This is a genomic window from Legionella nigrisilvae (assembly GCF_977063395.2).
In genome coordinates, this window is record NZ_CDRUGZ020000021.1 from 83,662 (window position 1) to 99,899 (window position 16,238).

Consider the following 16,238-nt stretch of genomic DNA (forward strand, 5'->3'; position numbering starts at 1 on the left):
GCACACAGTTTAATTTAAATAGTAGAAGTTAGACCCCACTTACATCTACCGCATTCAAATCCAAGGTACAATCGCCCTCTACCTGAGTTATACTTCTCTTATCACTTAATCATTTCTAGTAAAAAATGGCTGATGATTTTTTATCCGATGAAGACAAAGCCCTGTTCCGTGAACACATGAGCTCGGTAAAACCATTAAATGAAAAAACCCAGCGGGTAAAAAATTCTGAACCTAAGCCTTCAATTCCCACCCAAAAGAGCAAATTATCAGTCACACCCGTAATAAAGGAATATTACTTGTCGGATATGATTGTGGACACGGTACTTTCTGAAACCACCCTTTCCTATTCACATCCAAGTATTTCCCACCAGCGATTAAAAGCATTAAGAAATGGACAAATTCTCTGGGAAGCACGGTTGGATTTACATGGTTTAAAAGGCGAAAAAGCGAAGGACATTTTATGCCAGTTTATTCAAACCCAGGCCGAACAGGGTAAACGATGTCTATTAATAATTCACGGCAAAGGAGGCCATCTCGGTGCACCACCCGTAATTAAAAATTTACTGAACCGTTGGTTGCCTCAATTCGAGGAGGTTTTAGCTTTCCATAGCGCCTTACCAAAGGATGGTGGGAACGGTGCAGTCTATGTGCTGCTTAAAAAACAGCGCTAACCACACCCCTGGTTGGCACCATCCCTTTACCCGAGTTTAGTTGTGCTCAACCAATGCTATTTTTATATAGTTCCTTTACTTGCGTTCATGCCCTATTCTGAGGATAATTCGCTACATAAATAAAATATCAAGAGAGAACATGGAACATTTAGGTCAATTTATCATAAATCATTGGCAGTTATGGCTTGCCCTTATTGTGGTTTTATTACTTATATTCATCAATGAGTTGTTTACACAGAAAAAGAAAGCAAAAGAACTGACTCCTCAGGCAGCTGTTGATTTGATCAATAATGAGAATGCTGTAGTCATCGATTTGCGTGACAAAGATGCCTTTAAACAAGGACATATTATTGATGCGATCAATGCCAAAAACGAGGATTTTGAACAACAGAAAATGGATAAATATAAAAATACTCCCCTTATCCTAATTGCTACACGAGCAATGGAAGCCCAAACCCTAGCCAACAAAATTCGCGCCCAAGGGTACCAACCGCATGTACTTAGCGGCGGAATTACTGCCTGGCAAAATGCAGAATTACCCTTGGTTAAAGGAAAATAGATTATGGCAGAAATAATTATGTACAGTACGGGTTATTGCCCCTACTGTGTCAAAGCCAGAGAATTATTAAACCATAAAGGTACTTCATTTACTGACCTTCGCATTGATTTACAGCCCGAATTACGTCAGGAAATGATAGCTAAAAGCGGAAGACATACAGTACCGCAAATTTTTATTAATGGCCAACATGTCGGTGGCTGCGATGATTTATATGCCCTGGATGCCCAGGGAACACTCGATCAATTACTAAGAGGATAGCAATATCATGAGCGAACAAGCAAACCCAGCGCAAAACCAAAATGAAACCCAATTCATGATTCAAAGGATTTATATTAAAGATTTATCTTATGAAACGCCGAATACGCCTGCTGTGTTTCAACAACAATGGGAACCCGAGTTAAACCTCGAACTCAATACTTCCAACACCAAACTGGAAGAAGGTGTTTATGAAGTAGTATTAACAGTAACTGCCACCGTAAGCAACCAAAAAGCAACTGCATTTCTTGTAGAAGTAAAACAAGCAGGTATTTTCACCATTCAGGGTGCTCCAGCCAATCAACTGGATCATATATTAAACAGCTTCTGCCCCAATATTTTATTCCCATATGCCCGTGAAGCAATTACCTCACAAGTAATTCGTGGCAGTTTCCCACAACTGGTATTGGCACCTATTAATTTTGATGCGTTATACATGCAACAAGTTGCAGAAAAACAAAAAGAAGGCCAAGCTTAAAAATACTAAGTATGAACTAAAGTATTGTTTGCCCGGGTTTAGGCAAAGCCTTAACCCGGGAGTGGGAATAAGAATTCTATTTTTTCAACTCAGATACTACGCTTATCTCGCTAACCAATACACTCCTTTTTAAGAGCATAAAATGAACCAAAAAAACATTGCCATATTAGGTGCTGGCTCTTGGGGAACTGCGGTGGCAATTCACCTAGCCAAAGTGGGACATCGTGTTTTGTTGTGGGGACATGATCCGCAGCAAATTGCTCTTATGACTGAGAAAAAATCAAACTCACGCTATTTACCTGATATTGGTTTCCCTAAAACTTTAGAACCTTCAGCCGATTTTGATCAGTGCATGAACGAAGCCAATTTCGTTATTATTGCTGTTCCTTCCCATGCTTTTGGAGAAATTATCAGCAAAATAAAAAAACCACCTCAAGGACTTGCTTGGCTGACTAAGGGTATTGATCCACAAAGCCATCAATTATTAAGTGATTTAGTGAGTCAAGCTTTTGGTCCTACTTTTCCTAAGGCAATTATTTCAGGTCCATCATTTGCCAAAGAAGTAGCTCACTTCCTGCCCACTGCAGTGACTTTAGCTTCCAATAATGCGCAATATCAAAAAGAGGTGCGTGCATTACTTCATCATGATAACCTCCGTGTGTACTTGAGCGATGATCTCATCGGCGTGCAAATTTGTGGTGCTATTAAAAATGTCTTGGCAATTGGCTGTGGTATCAGTGACGGCTTAGGATATGGTGCGAATGCAAAAGCCGCATTAATTACCCGCGGACTGGCCGAAATGGAGCGCCTAGGATTAGCTTTGGGAGCACGAGCAGAAACTTTTCTTGGTCTAGCCGGTGTCGGCGACTTAGTTTTAACTTGTACCGATGATCAGTCCCGAAACCGCCGCTTCGGCTTACTTTTAGGACAAAATATCAGCATCAACGATGCAGAACAGCAAATTGGCCAAGTCGTAGAAGGGAAATATAACGCTTCGCAAGTATGCTTCCTTGCCAAACAACAGCAGGTAGAAATGCCCATCTGTGAACAAATTAATGCACTGCTACAAGGAAAAATTAGTCCAAAACAAGTGGTCCAAAATCTAATGAGTCGGCCACCCAAGGAAGAATAAATTTGGAGCGACGACATCGCCGACTATGTCATTCCCGCGAAAGCGGGAACGAAAGTTTTTTAAATAGTTTGCAGCGTTGCCAAAATGTACAGTGAAATTACGTTTAGCCTTTAACATCCACCAGCTCGATATCCTCAGAGGACAAGCGATCGCCCAAAAATATCTCGCCAACAATCTGAAAACGCTTGATTGAGTCGGTTACTAAATAACTTACCGAACGTCCCAAAGAAGGAGCATCATTCAACAAGTCCTGTTTTTCAAGCAACTGATACAGGGCCTGGGAAGTGGCATGAGCTGAATCGACTATAGTGACTCCTTTAGGTAACAAGTCGCTCAACAAAGACTTAAAAACAGGAAAATGGGTACATCCCAGGAGCACTGTATCTTCATGGGTAAAACCATCCAGGTAATGTTTTAACGCTTCGCGGGCTACTTGATTGTTGACCATCCCTTCTTCTGCTAGGGCAACTAAAACACTGCATGCGCGCGTATTAATGATTGCTTGGGGTAAGTGTTGCGTGATTAACTGTTGGTATGCATTGGAGGCAATCGTTGTTTCGGTAGCTAAAACAATGATACGTTTGTTTTCAGTTGCCGCAACGGCTGCCGCGGCACCTGGTGCAACCACACCAAGCACCGGCATACCGGGTAACATTTCCTGTAAATACGGTAAAGCGGCTGTAGTAGCGGTATTACAAGCAATTACCAAAGCCTTAATCCGCCGCTCTACCAACAATTTTGCCATTTGCATGGCATATTGTTTTACCGTATCTGGACTTTTAGTCCCATAAGGAAGTCGAGCTGTATCCCCCAAATAGATAAACGATTCTTGCGGTAAGCTCTCCCGCAATGCTCGTAAAACCGTTAAGCCGCCCATCCCTGAGTCAAATACACCAATCGCCAGTTGGTTTGAATTCAATTCTATTACCCCTTTTAGTAATTAGTTCCTAAATCTAACCCCCTAAAGTCTTCGCTTTTCCTTCTACTGCCAAGTCTTTGTTAACCTCTGTTTCAATATTATGCTCTTTAGTATCGGTCAGTGTATCTCGATAGAATGAAGTAGATTTTTTTACGCCTTTATCCACCTCTTCTCTTTTCTTTGGGGCGATTATAGCAGTAAACTCCCTTACGTGTTCCGCCGTGGTTCCGCTGGCTCTTTCCATGAATACTTTATTGTATACAGATTCGGCCTTAAAACCTCTCCAGTTGCGTTCCCCATCGGGTTTCCAGTTCGCTGTACCGGTAACGGATATTTTATCACGAGAAAATTTAGGGTGGTGCTCCCCTAAAACACATATTGCTGTCCATAAATAGGCCAACTCTTTTTCTTTACCTTGCCATCCTTTTAATTTGATGAGACTCTCGCCATCCCAGTCTTTTAGCAATTCTTTGGCAGCTCTCAATGATTGATCCGCTCTATGAACTGGATCTTCTACGGGCACGGCAATCATCACCTTTATAGGTCTGGAACTGACTACATCTTTTCCTACTAGAGATGATTTGGGGGGCAAGGCATCTTCAGGATGATAATTGATAGCAATACGTCCTTTTATATCTATCTGTTGACCAGGATTATTTGGGTCAGTCTTGGTGCCATAAAACGTATTGATACCAAGAATTTTACCTTGATCCGGAATTTTCAGCAATGTCGGAGAGTCGTTAGTATTTGTAACTGCAGAGGTTAAATTAGAGTTTCTTGCCCCCGGCTTTATAGGAAAGACTCTGTCGTCATCAATTTTTTGTATATCAGCCAAGTCGAGTTCCGTGTAACTCGTTGATGTTGTCTCTATCACAGCAGTCAGCTTACGATTCTGTATGCCTTTTATTTGTTCCAGGGCTCCATTTTCTCCCGATATTTTTTGTTTTATTTTTTTGTAAAATTTGAGCTGGTCCTCAATCTCTATGATTTCTTTATTTAATTCCTTATGAAGAAGGTTAAATTGATCCTTTACGTCACCAGCAGGTAGAGCACCAGAAGGTGTATTATCAAGACGGACTTTAAGCTCGGCTCGAACATGTTCTAAATGCACGATGACCGTATCACATTGTTTTTCCAAAGCCTTATATTCTTCTAACATCTTCTCGGCTTTGTTTTTTGCTTTAACTTCGTTTGCGCCGCTATATAAAGCAGGGAGTGCATTGAGATTCTTTTCGAGCGCTTCTAAATGGCCTTTATGTTTTTTAATAGCAGGCTTATCTTTTTGCAATCTCTCTAAATCTGTGGTGATTTCATTTATGAGGTAGAGTTGGTCTCGGGCACCTTGGTTAAAAAGAGACTTAACTCTCATCCCTTTTAATTCATTGTAAACGCTTGGCGTGAACTCTTTGCTTAATTCATTTTTTAGTGTTCGCTTTGCTGGATCTCTATTGGCTTGATCTTCTGGAATCAGTTTATCAAGAAACTGGTGAACGTTAGTGCTTGATGCGAATGTCTGTTGATAAAGCCTTTTTATCTCCAGTGAGATTGGATTAACTTGATCATCTATGCTAAGAAGATTAGCCTGCTGCGGCGCTACTCTCGCAATAATCTCCACAAATTTTTTCTCTGTTGCGCTCAAAGCCTGCTGTACTTGCGATCCAGACCCGGTATTAACCATCCCAGATGCAGTTTTGTGAGCCTCAAATAAAAGTTTATTTTTCTTATGTTCGTCTTGAATCTTTTCAGATACCGTAGTAGGTGTAGCATTAGCAGAAGCATCAATTAAGTTTCCATCATTATAATCTATCAGATTGAAAGCTTTATAAAAGCCTGTACTTGCTGCTGTACCATTAAATGGCGCAGCTGGAGCACCACACGCGTTATGAAGTGCATCAATGAAATTTTTGTAGTCTCCCGGATTAGAAAAAATATTGTCTTTTTGAGCTAATAAAGCTGTATTTATCGCACCCACCATAGCTGGAGTAACAGTAGGAAGTCCCATCAAAACTTTCGCTATTGTGGGATTCATGATTTGCTTAAATGCAGCAGCTCGTTCATTTTCTTGAACAAGCCCGGTCAAATCAAGGTTATTGCCTTTGGCATCTTTGGTTCCCCAATAATACTTAATTTCTTCGGCACTTTTTGCATTGATTACAAAGAGCAACTCGTGCTCTTTACCCGGTTTCATTATTTCCGCTTGTTTGGTTTCGGGTAGTTGTTTAAATACATCAATTAGTGTTGGATGCGCTTTTGAACCCAAACGAGAATATTTTTCAACTTCTGTTTCGAACTTCTTCTCGCGTTCTTTTCGTGTAATAACTCCGATCTGGTCACGAAGAGCCTTTCTTAATTCAGGTAAATCATTTTCTTCAACAAATTCAAATGCAACCCCATTTCCGACTTTTTTCACCAGCTCTTTTCGGAAACTCTCTAAATTTACAGAAGCCGCTTCTAGCTCCTTTAGAGCTTTAAGATCACCAGGTTGGCCACCAGAACCTATTTTTTTTATAATATTCGCTGTGAGAGCTACTTTAAACGCTGCTAAGTTACTATCGGTTACAGCCATGCCGATGATTGTTTTATCATCTGCGTCTGCTACGACAAAAGTTTCTAATTGGGTTTTTAAGTTAGCCTTACTTGCTTCTTTTAATGCATTGAGTAAATTTGCATCATTAATCGCCTTATCTACAGCTAAGATCTTTGCTTTAAGATATTGCTCACATAATGGTTGTTGATGCTTCGTTCCAAGATTTGTTCTTTGACTATCTTCCAATGTCGTCATTCTATTCTTGTACGGGTGCTGAGGATCCTCTTTTAATTTTGCATCTGCAGCCAAAGCATCTATGAATGGTTTTGGACCTTTTTTGAGAGTATTTTTCATTCCCAAAAGATCAGGGCTTGTAGCGCTGCTTTTAAATATTTGTAATTGGTTTTCAAACTCAGCTATAGCCTTTAGATCCAGTAAGTTATCTCTTCGCTTTGTAGCTGCATCAACAACTACAGCAACGGAGTCAAATGCTAAACCATTTGTTATATCATCTAGTGTTTTTCCAGGAGGTAGAGTAATCCCTCCTGCAGTAATAAGTGCTTTAGCAGCAGTTTGAAATTCTCCTATATTTGTTGCCTTGGTCAGATCATCAAATAATTTAGGATCAGTGAGTTCGGGTTTGGCTATTAATTTTAGTAATAGCTGATTTGCTGCTTCTATTCTTATCTTAGCTAAAGAGGCATGGGTTAGGACATCCTCATTGCTTGGATTCCATCCATGTATCTCACCAAATTTAAGTCCAAGAGAGTTCTCCCTTGATGCTAAGTATTGTCTAAGTATTGTTCCATTATCGGTAAAATCAGAGGTTAAAAGGCCTACTAAAACATCATTTTGCGCGGCTGCTAATGAAAATTTGACACGTTGTTCTGCCGCTGCTTGTTTTATTTCTTTGAAAGAGGGACCCTCAGACGGTTTTGTACTCAAGAAATCATCATTTTGAACGGGTCTAGCAGAGACCCATACAAGAGCTCTAACACCTCGTTTTATTGATCCTAAATCCCAACCAGGAGGAGCAATTGAGTTGTCCATTTTCTGCCAAAAAGTTAAACTTTCCTGTGATAGGACTGCGGATCTAAATTCTTGTGGATTATTGATATCGGATTTTAACAACTCGTCTAAAGCACTATTCCTTTCCGCTTCTACAACAGTAGGTCCTCGTAACTTTGCAGTATCCTTTAACACTGCTAAAAGCTCTCTATTCTTAGGCATATTCGCACACTCCGCAAACCATAATGTATCTATTTTAAACTTATTTTATTAAATTAACCTTAAATTTCATTGCTTAATCACATCTTGCTTGAACAAAGGAGGTAAGATGAACTAACTTTATAACATTATTATAGCAAGATTAAAGGATTAAGCGTTGAAAATAATACTAACTGGACTATTATTTGCATTAATAGATTGTATTTATGCTCAAGGGTGTGTCATTGGTGAAATTCCTTCGCACCCACGTTATGTCTGTTTTGATGGCAAAACATTGCAACTTGCAGAAGATGGCCATTACCGCTGGAACGCTAAAAGGGGCTGTTTTGTGAGTGCGGTTCCCTGTTGTGCTTACAAAGCGACTCATTATGCGTTTTACCCGGATCCTACTAAAATTGGCGCTGCGTATGCCCGTTGCCGACATGATTACCCATTCCACCTTGGAGAAATGCAAACGCATTAATTTTTAATCGTCGCGAGCATTTGAGGTATTAAGTTGGTCATTTTTGTCATTATCGGCTGGGTTATGTTGCACAATAGGATTCTTGCAACTCATATTCCAAAGCAGCTTCTTTTTTCTGACCACAAGAAAAGAATGAAAAAAGATTGGAGTCTTTGGATTGATTGCGCTCTAAAGCCCGGTTAATCAAGATATTGATTTCCCATTGTGTAGAACTCCAACCGTATAATCCACGTAGCTGGCGTATAATCCATAACTTACTGCGGAGCTGACGTATGTATTTTACTCCTGCCGATTCTTCCTCAGATGAGCGACCATTTATGTCATATCTTAAATGATGCAGCGTATTCTCAAAATTAGGCCGATTCTGATTCACTTCAATAAAGCGTTTAATACATTCTAAGGCTAAATTCTTTTGAAATTTTAGACAAAAATGATGATCTTCACCTATATCTCTTAAAATCAATTTTAGCGCGGGATAACTCATGTTCGGTTTGATTTTATCCAAATAAGGATTTTTAAACGTATAGGCTTTCACTAAAGACATAAGACCGGAGGCTCTAAATTTTTCGGTCATATGGGCCCCATTTTCAATTAGATGCTTGAGGATTAGCTTTCCATTTTTTGTTACATCCTCCTCATCATTTAATCCAGCTTGAACTCGTTCTGCTATACAATCTAAAGGAGTTTTACCGGCTTTATTTTTTACATTAATGAACTGGCCAAACATACTTAAAGTTTCTTCATACCGATATTCACCCAATTTAATTGCGGTATGTAACGGCGTATCCCCTTTTTCAAATCCACTCCCTTTAAGGCATAAACTCTTATAACGTTTAAAGGATGTACGAACTTTTTCAACTAGAGCCGCCGTTATTAAATGGGGGGGAATAATTTCTTTCAATAAGTCATGGGTATTTTTACTATCCAAATTTCCCACATAATCTCGAAACTCTTTTACCGAGAATAATGCAGCTCGCAAACGGGAAAGCCTTGCTATGGTAGTTTGAGTCATCAATGCAACTTCTGCCCGAACGGCAGCATTATCCATCTCTACACAATCTTGAAGGGTCTGCTCAATAAGCTCATGGGGTATTAAAATATGTTTATAAAATGATTTCCATTTTGCTTTAATGAACTTAGGATTATTACTTAATAACGAAAAAGCTTTAATGTCGGCATAATTATGATATTCCTTATTGTCAAAGGGATTAGCAATATAGCTAAATTTGGTTGGCCAATAGGAATTAGAAGAATAGGTTAAACACGTTAGTGATTTAAGATCCTGGACCATAATGTCAAACGCATGAGCCCCATGTATTAAATGGAACGGCCGGCGAGTTTGAAAGCTCATGATGCTGTCTACAAACATCAAATCATGATCAATTTTAAAGAACACTACCCTAGGTTTGCCATGGCGCTCTACCAGATAAAATCCATAATTCCCTTTATGCAGGTCATCTTCTTCCAAAGTATAAGAAGTCGAAAGGATGCTGGCTAAAGAGTCATAATCAATGGTTAATTTTTTTCCAATCTCCGCTTCAACTAAGCGCGCAAAAAAACCCTGCGGCAACTTATCCAGAAAATAAATAGGTATTTGAGTAGGATCCCTAAGACTTATAGGAGTGGAGGCACAACCTGTATTCGGATCATTTAACGTATAAAAATCATGCTCGAACCCCTCCCTATTTGCTATAACATAGCAAAGATGCTGAACCGCCAAACCAAGAATGTTTTGGTCATCATCTACCACCAGGTTGTTGGGTGGAGTTAGATTTGACAATAAAAACAGGCGAGCCAATTGACTAAACATCACTTCAAAACGAGAAAATCCAGGTTGTCCGTATTTATTCTTTTTATAAATGATTCGGTAAGGAGATTTTTCCTTATCGGGAGGAGTATATACCGCTTTAAGATAGGCCTCATGACCCGATGCGTGTGACGCCGGTCCTAAAGTAATATCTCTAATCTGAAAAAATGCAGCCATGAACCATAAATCGGAATCAAGTTGCGCTAAATTTTAACATAAAGAACAAAAAAATCAATTCTCATCAATGGTTAAAGTATCATTTTGAGAATCAAAATCTCCGCTGCTGTTTAAACGGATTTGCAAACCCACATTATTTTTGGAATCAGCATACTTAATCGCATTTTCTTGGGAAATGGCTCCGCTGCGGTATAATTTCAATAGAGCCTGATCGAATGTCTGCATGCCCTGTTCGGTGCTGCGTTCCATTGCCTCTTTAATGTCATCAATTTTTCCTTTCTCGATCAAATCAGAAACATAAGGTGTATTTAATAATAATTCTACAGCGGCCATCCGCTGATTATTCACACCAGGAATAAGGCGCATTGAAATAATAGACCGTAAGTTAAGTGACAAATCCATCAATACCTGTTTTCGGGCGTCTTCAGGGAAAAAATTGATAATTCGATCCATAGCCTGGTTTGCATTATTGGCATGAAGTGTCGAAATACATAAATGTCCTGTTTCTGCATAAGCAATAGCATGCTTCATAGCATTGCGCTCACGAATCTCACCAATTAAAATCACATCCGGGGCTTCACGCATTGCATTGACTAGCGCATTATCATAACTCATCGTATCAATACCTACTTCACGTTGATCCACTATTGATTTTTTATGTTGATGAATAAATTCGATGGGGTCTTCAATGGTTAAAATATGCCCACTTTGATTTTCATTGCGATAATCAATCATTGATGCCAAGGTGGTTGACTTACCCGAACCGGTAGCACCTACCACTAAAACCAGGCCGCGTAACTCCATAACAATTGATTTTAAAATCAGAGGTAAATTTAATTGTTCCAGTGAAGGAATCTTATTCTTAATATAACGCACCACCATCGAGATGTCTCCACGCTGGCGAAACATATTAATTCTGAAACGCCCGACCGAAGCAATGGAGAGTGCCATATTCAGTTCTAAAGTAGACTCGAATTCTTTACGCTGATCATCGCTCATCAACGATAATGCGATTTCAGCCATTTGTTGAGATTTGAGTGGCACTTGGCCTACAGGAGAAATTACCCCTTCTATTTTAATATTAGGTGGCGCCCCTACACTGAAAAATAAGTCTGAAGCACCGCGATCAACCATCAATTTAAAAAAAGGAGTAATGTCCATATATTATCCTACCATCGTTAGAGTGTAGCCTGTGTAAAACACCCAGACTACACTGTAAGACTCGTTAAGAAATCACCAAATCCCGTATCCTTCGATTTTCTAATTCATTCTCACACGCCTTTAGAAAAATCGTTTTGGCATTCTTTGCTGCCTCGCTCTGGACTGGCATTAAATCTACCACCTCATAGAGACGTATCAAAAAATTTACACATTCTTCTTTAGTATATTCTATGGATTTCACTTTGTGGGAAAGACGTTCCTCTTTTATACTCTTATTCTTTAATTCAGCTTCCAAAGCCTTGCTTAAATCAAGCATTTCTTGGAAATAATTGGTATTAAAAGGAGCCATAGCCAAACGCTCTGCTCCGTCATTTTTATTGGGTGTCGCATTCCACCGTTGCGCTGCTTCGATAAATTCTTTCATGTTTTTCGAATCTAAAAACTGAGAATAATGAACCACCCCAGCGGGAAATTGTTTTCCTAGATGGTTTCTTACTTCGAATTTTTGTTCCTTCAAAAACCCTAAAAATTCTTTTTCAAAACGTACAATACCTGGTGTTTCGGGGTGAGTGACCACATCTAAAGCAATAATATGTTCATCAGGACTACTCGTACCGGTTGGAGACAATCCACCATTAGTCCCTTTCAAATAACGAACATAGACCGCATAGGTTATCGGATATTCCCCAAGCCTTGATGCCTTAACAACTTGATTTTCGATTTGGTGCAAAATAGCTTCTAAATGTTCCCCCGCTTTATCATCTTGAACAGGAATAAAATAATCCACATCACGTAATTTTTCGGGGAAAGCGACTTGAGGATGAGTGAGGTGATTTTCAAAATCGATTATAGGTTTTGTTCCACGTTCCTCAATCGACTGGGCTGCAGCAATTAACATAAACTCGGGTAATAAACCTTTTAACTCCGAATTAACCAAAAAATCCATTAAATCTTCACCCAATCTTAATCCCAGCTCTTGAACAAAAGATGTAATTGTTGGTGAATAGGTAGGTTGACTTTTTTGAGTGGGTTTATCCATAGTGTAATTCCACATACGCACTTGCCACTGATGAACGTTTTCACCCAGAGGGGACGAGCTGGGCATTCCCATAACACTCACGTAGTGATTATTCTTTAATATATCCCCCAGTTTGCCCTTCATCTCTTCGGTATTATGAAATAGTGCAATTGTTTCACGTAAATTGTAAGCCTGTACCGCGCGCATTTTGACACTAAGAATAACGCCTAGAAAACCGCTATGTGCAGCACACAATGTGTGAAAATCAGGATGATCGGGAGTGAGTTCACGAATAGCCCCATCCATATCACAAACTCGGATTGACTCTATCAAGCCACTTACTGCCGGCTCGTCTCGGCCGGTACCATGTCCTCCCGGACCAAGCAATCCTATCAAGCTTGCCCAACTCAACATACTCAATGTCGAAGAAGATAAATTATTTTTCCGCAAAAACTCTGCATATTCAGCTATTTGCATTCCAGCACTTACTTCGACCAAGAAGGCAGGAAGTTGATGAATTGGATTGTTGGGATTAAGCCATGCGGGTTTTGTGTGCAGAGGCCCAAGAACCTTCGCTTTGTGAAATTTTTTTTTAAAACGAAGAATAATGTCGGTACCTTCACCCTGAGCCGAGGTTCTTCCTCCTACCACTTCTGAAAAGGAAAAACTGCCTTTACCATATTCTTCTTCTTGGACTTTGGACCATGGAAATAAACAACAGCTCTGACTTTGGTCTTTATTCTCCCAACCGGCAGTCGCTCTTAATGTAATTTTATCTTTTGGAGTTCGTTCCTTATTCATCCGGTTTAGTTCTTTCATTATTAATTGGACTTGTGCTTCACTGTCTACATCAACAACTACGGCAGAGGGATTACGTACGTTGCCCATAAAATTCGTCCAACCCTGACTAAACGAAATCTTGTTGCGGGTTAGCATATCCATAAAATCAAATTTTAGCTTGGCTGGAAAAGTCATCATTGCTCCTATCGTTGATTACATCAAAAAAGGTAAAGACTTTATTCATCCATCATGTCATAAATTCTTGAAACGTTACATATAGGAATGAGATCCAAGGGTGTGGTTTAGGTGCAGGAAAAGCCGTAACCCGAGTGCGCGCACTCAGGCTACACTTGCAGAATTACATTTTTTCCAAAACTTCGTGTAAATATTTAACGGGTTCGATCAGCATTGACGAGTTTTGCTGTTTGGGTGCATTGGCAAAAGGCACTATTGCTCGTTTAAAACCATGTTTTGCTGCTTCTTTTAATCGCTCTTGTCCACTTTGTACGGGTCTAATTTCACCGGCCAACCCAACTTCCCCAAAGATAATGGTTTCCCGATCAAAAATTCGATTACGTAAACTCGACACTACGGCGGCTAATAAAGCCAAATCAGATCCCGTTTCCGTCACTTTTACACCCCCTACTACATTAATAAAAATATCTTGATCGTAGGTAGCAATTCCTCCGTGTCGATGTAAAACAGCCAGTAAAATAGCCAAGCGATTGGACTCAAGTCCAACTGTTACACGTTTGGATTGCTGTCCATGTGCTTCATCAACTAGCGCTTGGACTTCTACCAACATTGGACGCGACCCTTCCCAAGTAACCATCACTGCACTACCTGCAGTAGGTTCTGGTTGACGCGATAAAAAAATTGCTGAAGGATTGGCCACTTCTTTTAGACCTTTGTCCGTCATTGCAAACACACCCAGCTCATTGACTGCACCAAAACGATTTTTGATGGCACGAATGACTCGGAACCGGCTGTCACTTTGACCTTCAAAATACAAAACACTGTCTACCATATGCTCCAAAACTCGTGGACCGGCTAAAGCGCCTTCCTTCGTTACATGTCCAACTAGAAACACTGCGGTCTGAGTTAGCTTCGCGAAACGAACCAATTGAGCGGCCGACTCACGTACCTGGCTTACTCCTCCTGGGGCAGAACTTATATTTTCCGTAAAAATTGTTTGAATGGAATCGATAACAATCACTTTGGGACTTTCTTTTTGGGCATGAGCAATAATTGATTCAACCTGTGTCTCCGCTAAAAGCCTCAACCCCGCCAAGGGCAATCCCAGGCGTTTGGCACGCATTGCTACTTGCTGTAAGGATTCTTCACCAGTGACATATAAAACGGTTTCCTGCATGGAGAGATTTGCCAAAGTTTGCAGTAACAAAGTGGATTTACCTATACCCGGATCTCCCCCGATCAGAACTACAGAGCCATAAACTAAACCGCCACCAAGGACTCTGTTCAATTCGGATAAACCACAATCCATGCGTACTTCTTTATCCATAACTACATCTTCTACAGCAGTGATTACCGAACGTTGATTCACCCAAGAACCGCTGCGCGAATTTTTATTGACCGGCATCCCTTCTTCAGCAATAGAATTCCATACCCCACACTGCGTGCATTGTCCGGCCCATTGCTTAAAAATTGCGGCGCATTGACTGCATACAAATTGGGTTTTCGTTTTCATACTTATTCCATCTAATTCGGTTGCTGTTTAATATACACGATTTCGTCTATCGAATCTTCACTCGCTCGATTCCGAGGTAGACTAGGTGCAGCGAAGAGTAACCCGGAAATCCAAGTCAAATAAAATTAATTTACTGACATTGAATCCTGAGTACAACTCAGTATAATCAGTACATTTTGCACAATCAGGACAAAATCTATGAGCCAAGGTATGCATTTTGAGCAGTCGATTACGGAACTAGAGGAAATTGTCAGGCAACTTGAAAAAGGCGAACTCTCTTTAGAAGACTCACTGAAACAATTTGAGAAAGGAATTAGCCTAGCTAGAAGTTGTCAGGATGTGCTACAAAAAGCCGAACAGAAAATAGAAACATTAACCTCGGCAGAACCCAGCTCGGATGAACAATTAAGTGATAAGTAATTACATAAAACGGCATGAAGAATTTCTTAAACAAATAATCAATAACTCTTCTGTGCCTGCCACAACGATACGTTCTGCAATTAATTATTCCCTGTTCACCGGTGGAAAGAGAATTAGACCTATTTTAGTCTATTTAACTGGAGAGTTGCTGGATCTGGATCTAAAAATTCTCGATGTTATTGCTGCCGCAATTGAATTAACGCATTGTTATTCTTTAATTCATGATGATCTTCCTGCAATGGACAATGATGATTTGCGTCGTGGTAAACCGAGCTGTCATAAAGCTTTTGATGAGGCAACAGCCATTTTAGCCGGTGATGGCATGCAACCCTTGGCAGTTGAAGTTCTCTTGACCCATCTTTCTCCGCTGATTGAACCCCAACAAGTTATTGCGGTGACTCTTGAACTGGTTAAAGCTAGCGGCATTAGCGGTATGGTGAGTGGACAAAGCCTAGATTTGTCTGAATTAGCGAAATCTTCTACTAGCGAAAAACAACTGAGAGAAATCCACTATCTTAAAACGGGTCGACTTATTTTAGCGTGCATTGAAATGGTTCTAAATGCCCATACAGTATCCAAAGTACATCAAGTTGCTTTAAGGACTTATGCCAGTCATTTAGGTCTGGTGTTTCAAATGCAAGATGACTACTTAGATTATTATGCTCCTGCAGACTTGGGTAAAGGCCGCTCTTCTGACTTGGCAAACCAAAAAACCACATTTGCCACCTTATATTCAAAAAGTAAATTGGAAGAAGAAATTAACGCGCATTATCAAATTGCATTCGATGCGCTCAAAATATTTGATCAGAAAGCACTTGCATTGATTGACTTAACCCAACAATTACACGAACGTAGTAAACTGGATAGTTAGTAAAATTCAGTTATATTGCTAAAGTAATGTTAAAGCGAATAATTACCGTCATTTCAAGTTAATCC

General features: G+C 40.0%; 14 protein-coding genes. 8 read left to right on the forward strand and 6 right to left on the reverse strand.

Annotated elements, in window-relative coordinates; translation table 11 throughout:
• The first annotated feature begins 125 nt into the window (after positions 1-125).
• The 5 genes from ACWTE2_RS11600 (at position 126) to ACWTE2_RS11620 (ending at position 3,095) form a co-directional block, all read left to right on the forward strand.
• On the forward strand, positions 126-671 hold the full coding sequence (locus tag ACWTE2_RS11600) for a Smr/MutS family protein (protein ID WP_454785449.1): 546 nt from the start codon (positions 126-128) through the stop codon (positions 669-671).
• A gap of 139 nt (positions 672-810) precedes the next feature.
• Entirely contained in the window at positions 811-1,230 is a 420-nt protein-coding gene (locus ACWTE2_RS11605; protein WP_182392663.1) for a rhodanese-like domain-containing protein, read from the forward strand.
• Positions 1,231-1,233: 3 nt separating this feature from the next.
• On the forward strand, positions 1,234-1,488 hold the full coding sequence (gene grxC / locus ACWTE2_RS11610; protein ID WP_454785450.1) for a glutaredoxin 3: 255 nt from the start codon (positions 1,234-1,236) through the stop codon (positions 1,486-1,488).
• A 7-nt stretch (positions 1,489-1,495) separates the two neighbouring features.
• Entirely contained in the window at positions 1,496-1,963 is a 468-nt protein-coding gene (gene secB, locus ACWTE2_RS11615; protein ID WP_182392661.1) for a protein-export chaperone SecB, read from the forward strand.
• 142 nt (positions 1,964-2,105) lie between these two features.
• Positions 2,106-3,095 carry an NAD(P)H-dependent glycerol-3-phosphate dehydrogenase gene (locus tag ACWTE2_RS11620; protein ID WP_454785451.1) on the forward strand — a complete coding sequence of 330 codons (990 nt, stop codon included), beginning with the start codon at positions 2,106-2,108 and terminating at the stop codon, positions 3,093-3,095.
• A gap of 103 nt (positions 3,096-3,198) precedes the next feature.
• Here the strand turns inward: ACWTE2_RS11620 and murI are convergent, their stop codons facing one another.
• The gene (gene murI / locus ACWTE2_RS11625) at positions 3,199-4,014 is read right to left on the reverse strand and encodes a glutamate racemase (protein ID WP_454785452.1); all 816 of its coding nucleotides are present in this window, start codon (positions 4,012-4,014) and stop codon (positions 3,199-3,201) included.
• Positions 4,015-4,048: 34 nt separating this feature from the next.
• Positions 4,049-7,771: an interaptin gene (locus ACWTE2_RS11630; protein ID WP_454785453.1), complete on the reverse strand. Its 3,723-nt coding sequence runs from the start codon at positions 7,769-7,771 to the stop codon at positions 4,049-4,051.
• Between the two features lie 154 nt (positions 7,772-7,925).
• Between ACWTE2_RS11630 and ACWTE2_RS11635 the strand changes: the two genes are divergently transcribed.
• A complete protein-coding gene (locus ACWTE2_RS11635; RefSeq protein ID WP_454785454.1) occupies positions 7,926-8,231 on the forward strand; it encodes a hypothetical protein in 306 nt (101 codons plus the stop codon).
• Between the two features lie 61 nt (positions 8,232-8,292).
• On the opposite strand, the gene ankK is transcribed toward ACWTE2_RS11635, so the two are convergent.
• From ankK to radA, 4 genes are all read right to left on the reverse strand, one after another.
• Complete coding sequence (gene ankK, locus ACWTE2_RS11640; protein ID WP_454785455.1) at positions 8,293-10,215, reverse strand: Dot/Icm T4SS effector AnkK/LegA5; 1,923 nt, start codon at positions 10,213-10,215, stop codon at positions 8,293-8,295.
• 54 nt (positions 10,216-10,269) lie between these two features.
• On the reverse strand, positions 10,270-11,376 hold the full coding sequence (locus tag ACWTE2_RS11645; protein ID WP_454785456.1) for a PilT/PilU family type 4a pilus ATPase: 1,107 nt from the start codon (positions 11,374-11,376) through the stop codon (positions 10,270-10,272).
• A 64-nt stretch (positions 11,377-11,440) separates the two neighbouring features.
• The gene (locus ACWTE2_RS11650) at positions 11,441-13,372 is read right to left on the reverse strand and encodes an FAD-binding oxidoreductase (protein ID WP_454785457.1); all 1,932 of its coding nucleotides are present in this window, start codon (positions 13,370-13,372) and stop codon (positions 11,441-11,443) included.
• A 160-nt stretch (positions 13,373-13,532) separates the two neighbouring features.
• On the reverse strand, positions 13,533-14,882 hold the full coding sequence (gene radA / locus ACWTE2_RS11655) for a DNA repair protein RadA (protein ID WP_182392653.1): 1,350 nt from the start codon (positions 14,880-14,882) through the stop codon (positions 13,533-13,535).
• Positions 14,883-15,080: 198 nt separating this feature from the next.
• Here radA and ACWTE2_RS11660 point away from each other — a divergent pair, with 198 nt between their 5' ends.
• Positions 15,081-15,302, forward strand: coding sequence for an exodeoxyribonuclease VII small subunit (locus ACWTE2_RS11660; protein WP_182392652.1), 222 nt, complete (start codon positions 15,081-15,083; stop codon positions 15,300-15,302).
• Positions 15,292-16,173, forward strand: a complete 882-nt coding sequence (locus ACWTE2_RS11665) for a polyprenyl synthetase family protein (RefSeq protein WP_182392651.1) — start codon at positions 15,292-15,294, stop codon at positions 16,171-16,173. Before ACWTE2_RS11660 ends, ACWTE2_RS11665 begins: the two co-directional genes overlap by 11 nt.
• Positions 16,174-16,238: the final 65 nt, after the last annotated feature.

What these genes read in the sequence shown, in the direction of transcription:
- ACWTE2_RS11620 (WP_454785451.1), top strand. Translation starts at nt 2,106, where the DNA reads ATGAACCAAAAAAACATTGCCATATTAGGTGCTGGCTCTTGGGGAACT.
- ACWTE2_RS11645 (WP_454785456.1), bottom strand. Translation starts at nt 11,376, where the DNA reads ATGGACATTACTCCTTTTTTTAAATTGATGGTTGATCGCGGTGCTTCA.
- ankK (WP_454785455.1), bottom strand. Translation starts at nt 10,215, where the DNA reads ATGGCTGCATTTTTTCAGATTAGAGATATTACTTTAGGACCGGCGTCA.
- radA (WP_182392653.1), bottom strand. Translation starts at nt 14,882, where the DNA reads ATGAAAACGAAAACCCAATTTGTATGCAGTCAATGCGCCGCAATTTTT.
- ACWTE2_RS11650 (WP_454785457.1), bottom strand. Translation starts at nt 13,372, where the DNA reads ATGATGACTTTTCCAGCCAAGCTAAAATTTGATTTTATGGATATGCTA.
- ACWTE2_RS11600 (WP_454785449.1), top strand. Translation starts at nt 126, where the DNA reads ATGGCTGATGATTTTTTATCCGATGAAGACAAAGCCCTGTTCCGTGAA.
- ACWTE2_RS11630 (WP_454785453.1), bottom strand. Translation starts at nt 7,771, where the DNA reads ATGCCTAAGAATAGAGAGCTTTTAGCAGTGTTAAAGGATACTGCAAAG.
- ACWTE2_RS11605 (WP_182392663.1), top strand. Translation starts at nt 811, where the DNA reads ATGGAACATTTAGGTCAATTTATCATAAATCATTGGCAGTTATGGCTT.
- secB (WP_182392661.1), top strand. Translation starts at nt 1,496, where the DNA reads ATGAGCGAACAAGCAAACCCAGCGCAAAACCAAAATGAAACCCAATTC.
- ACWTE2_RS11660 (WP_182392652.1), top strand. Translation starts at nt 15,081, where the DNA reads ATGAGCCAAGGTATGCATTTTGAGCAGTCGATTACGGAACTAGAGGAA.
- grxC (WP_454785450.1), top strand. Translation starts at nt 1,234, where the DNA reads ATGGCAGAAATAATTATGTACAGTACGGGTTATTGCCCCTACTGTGTC.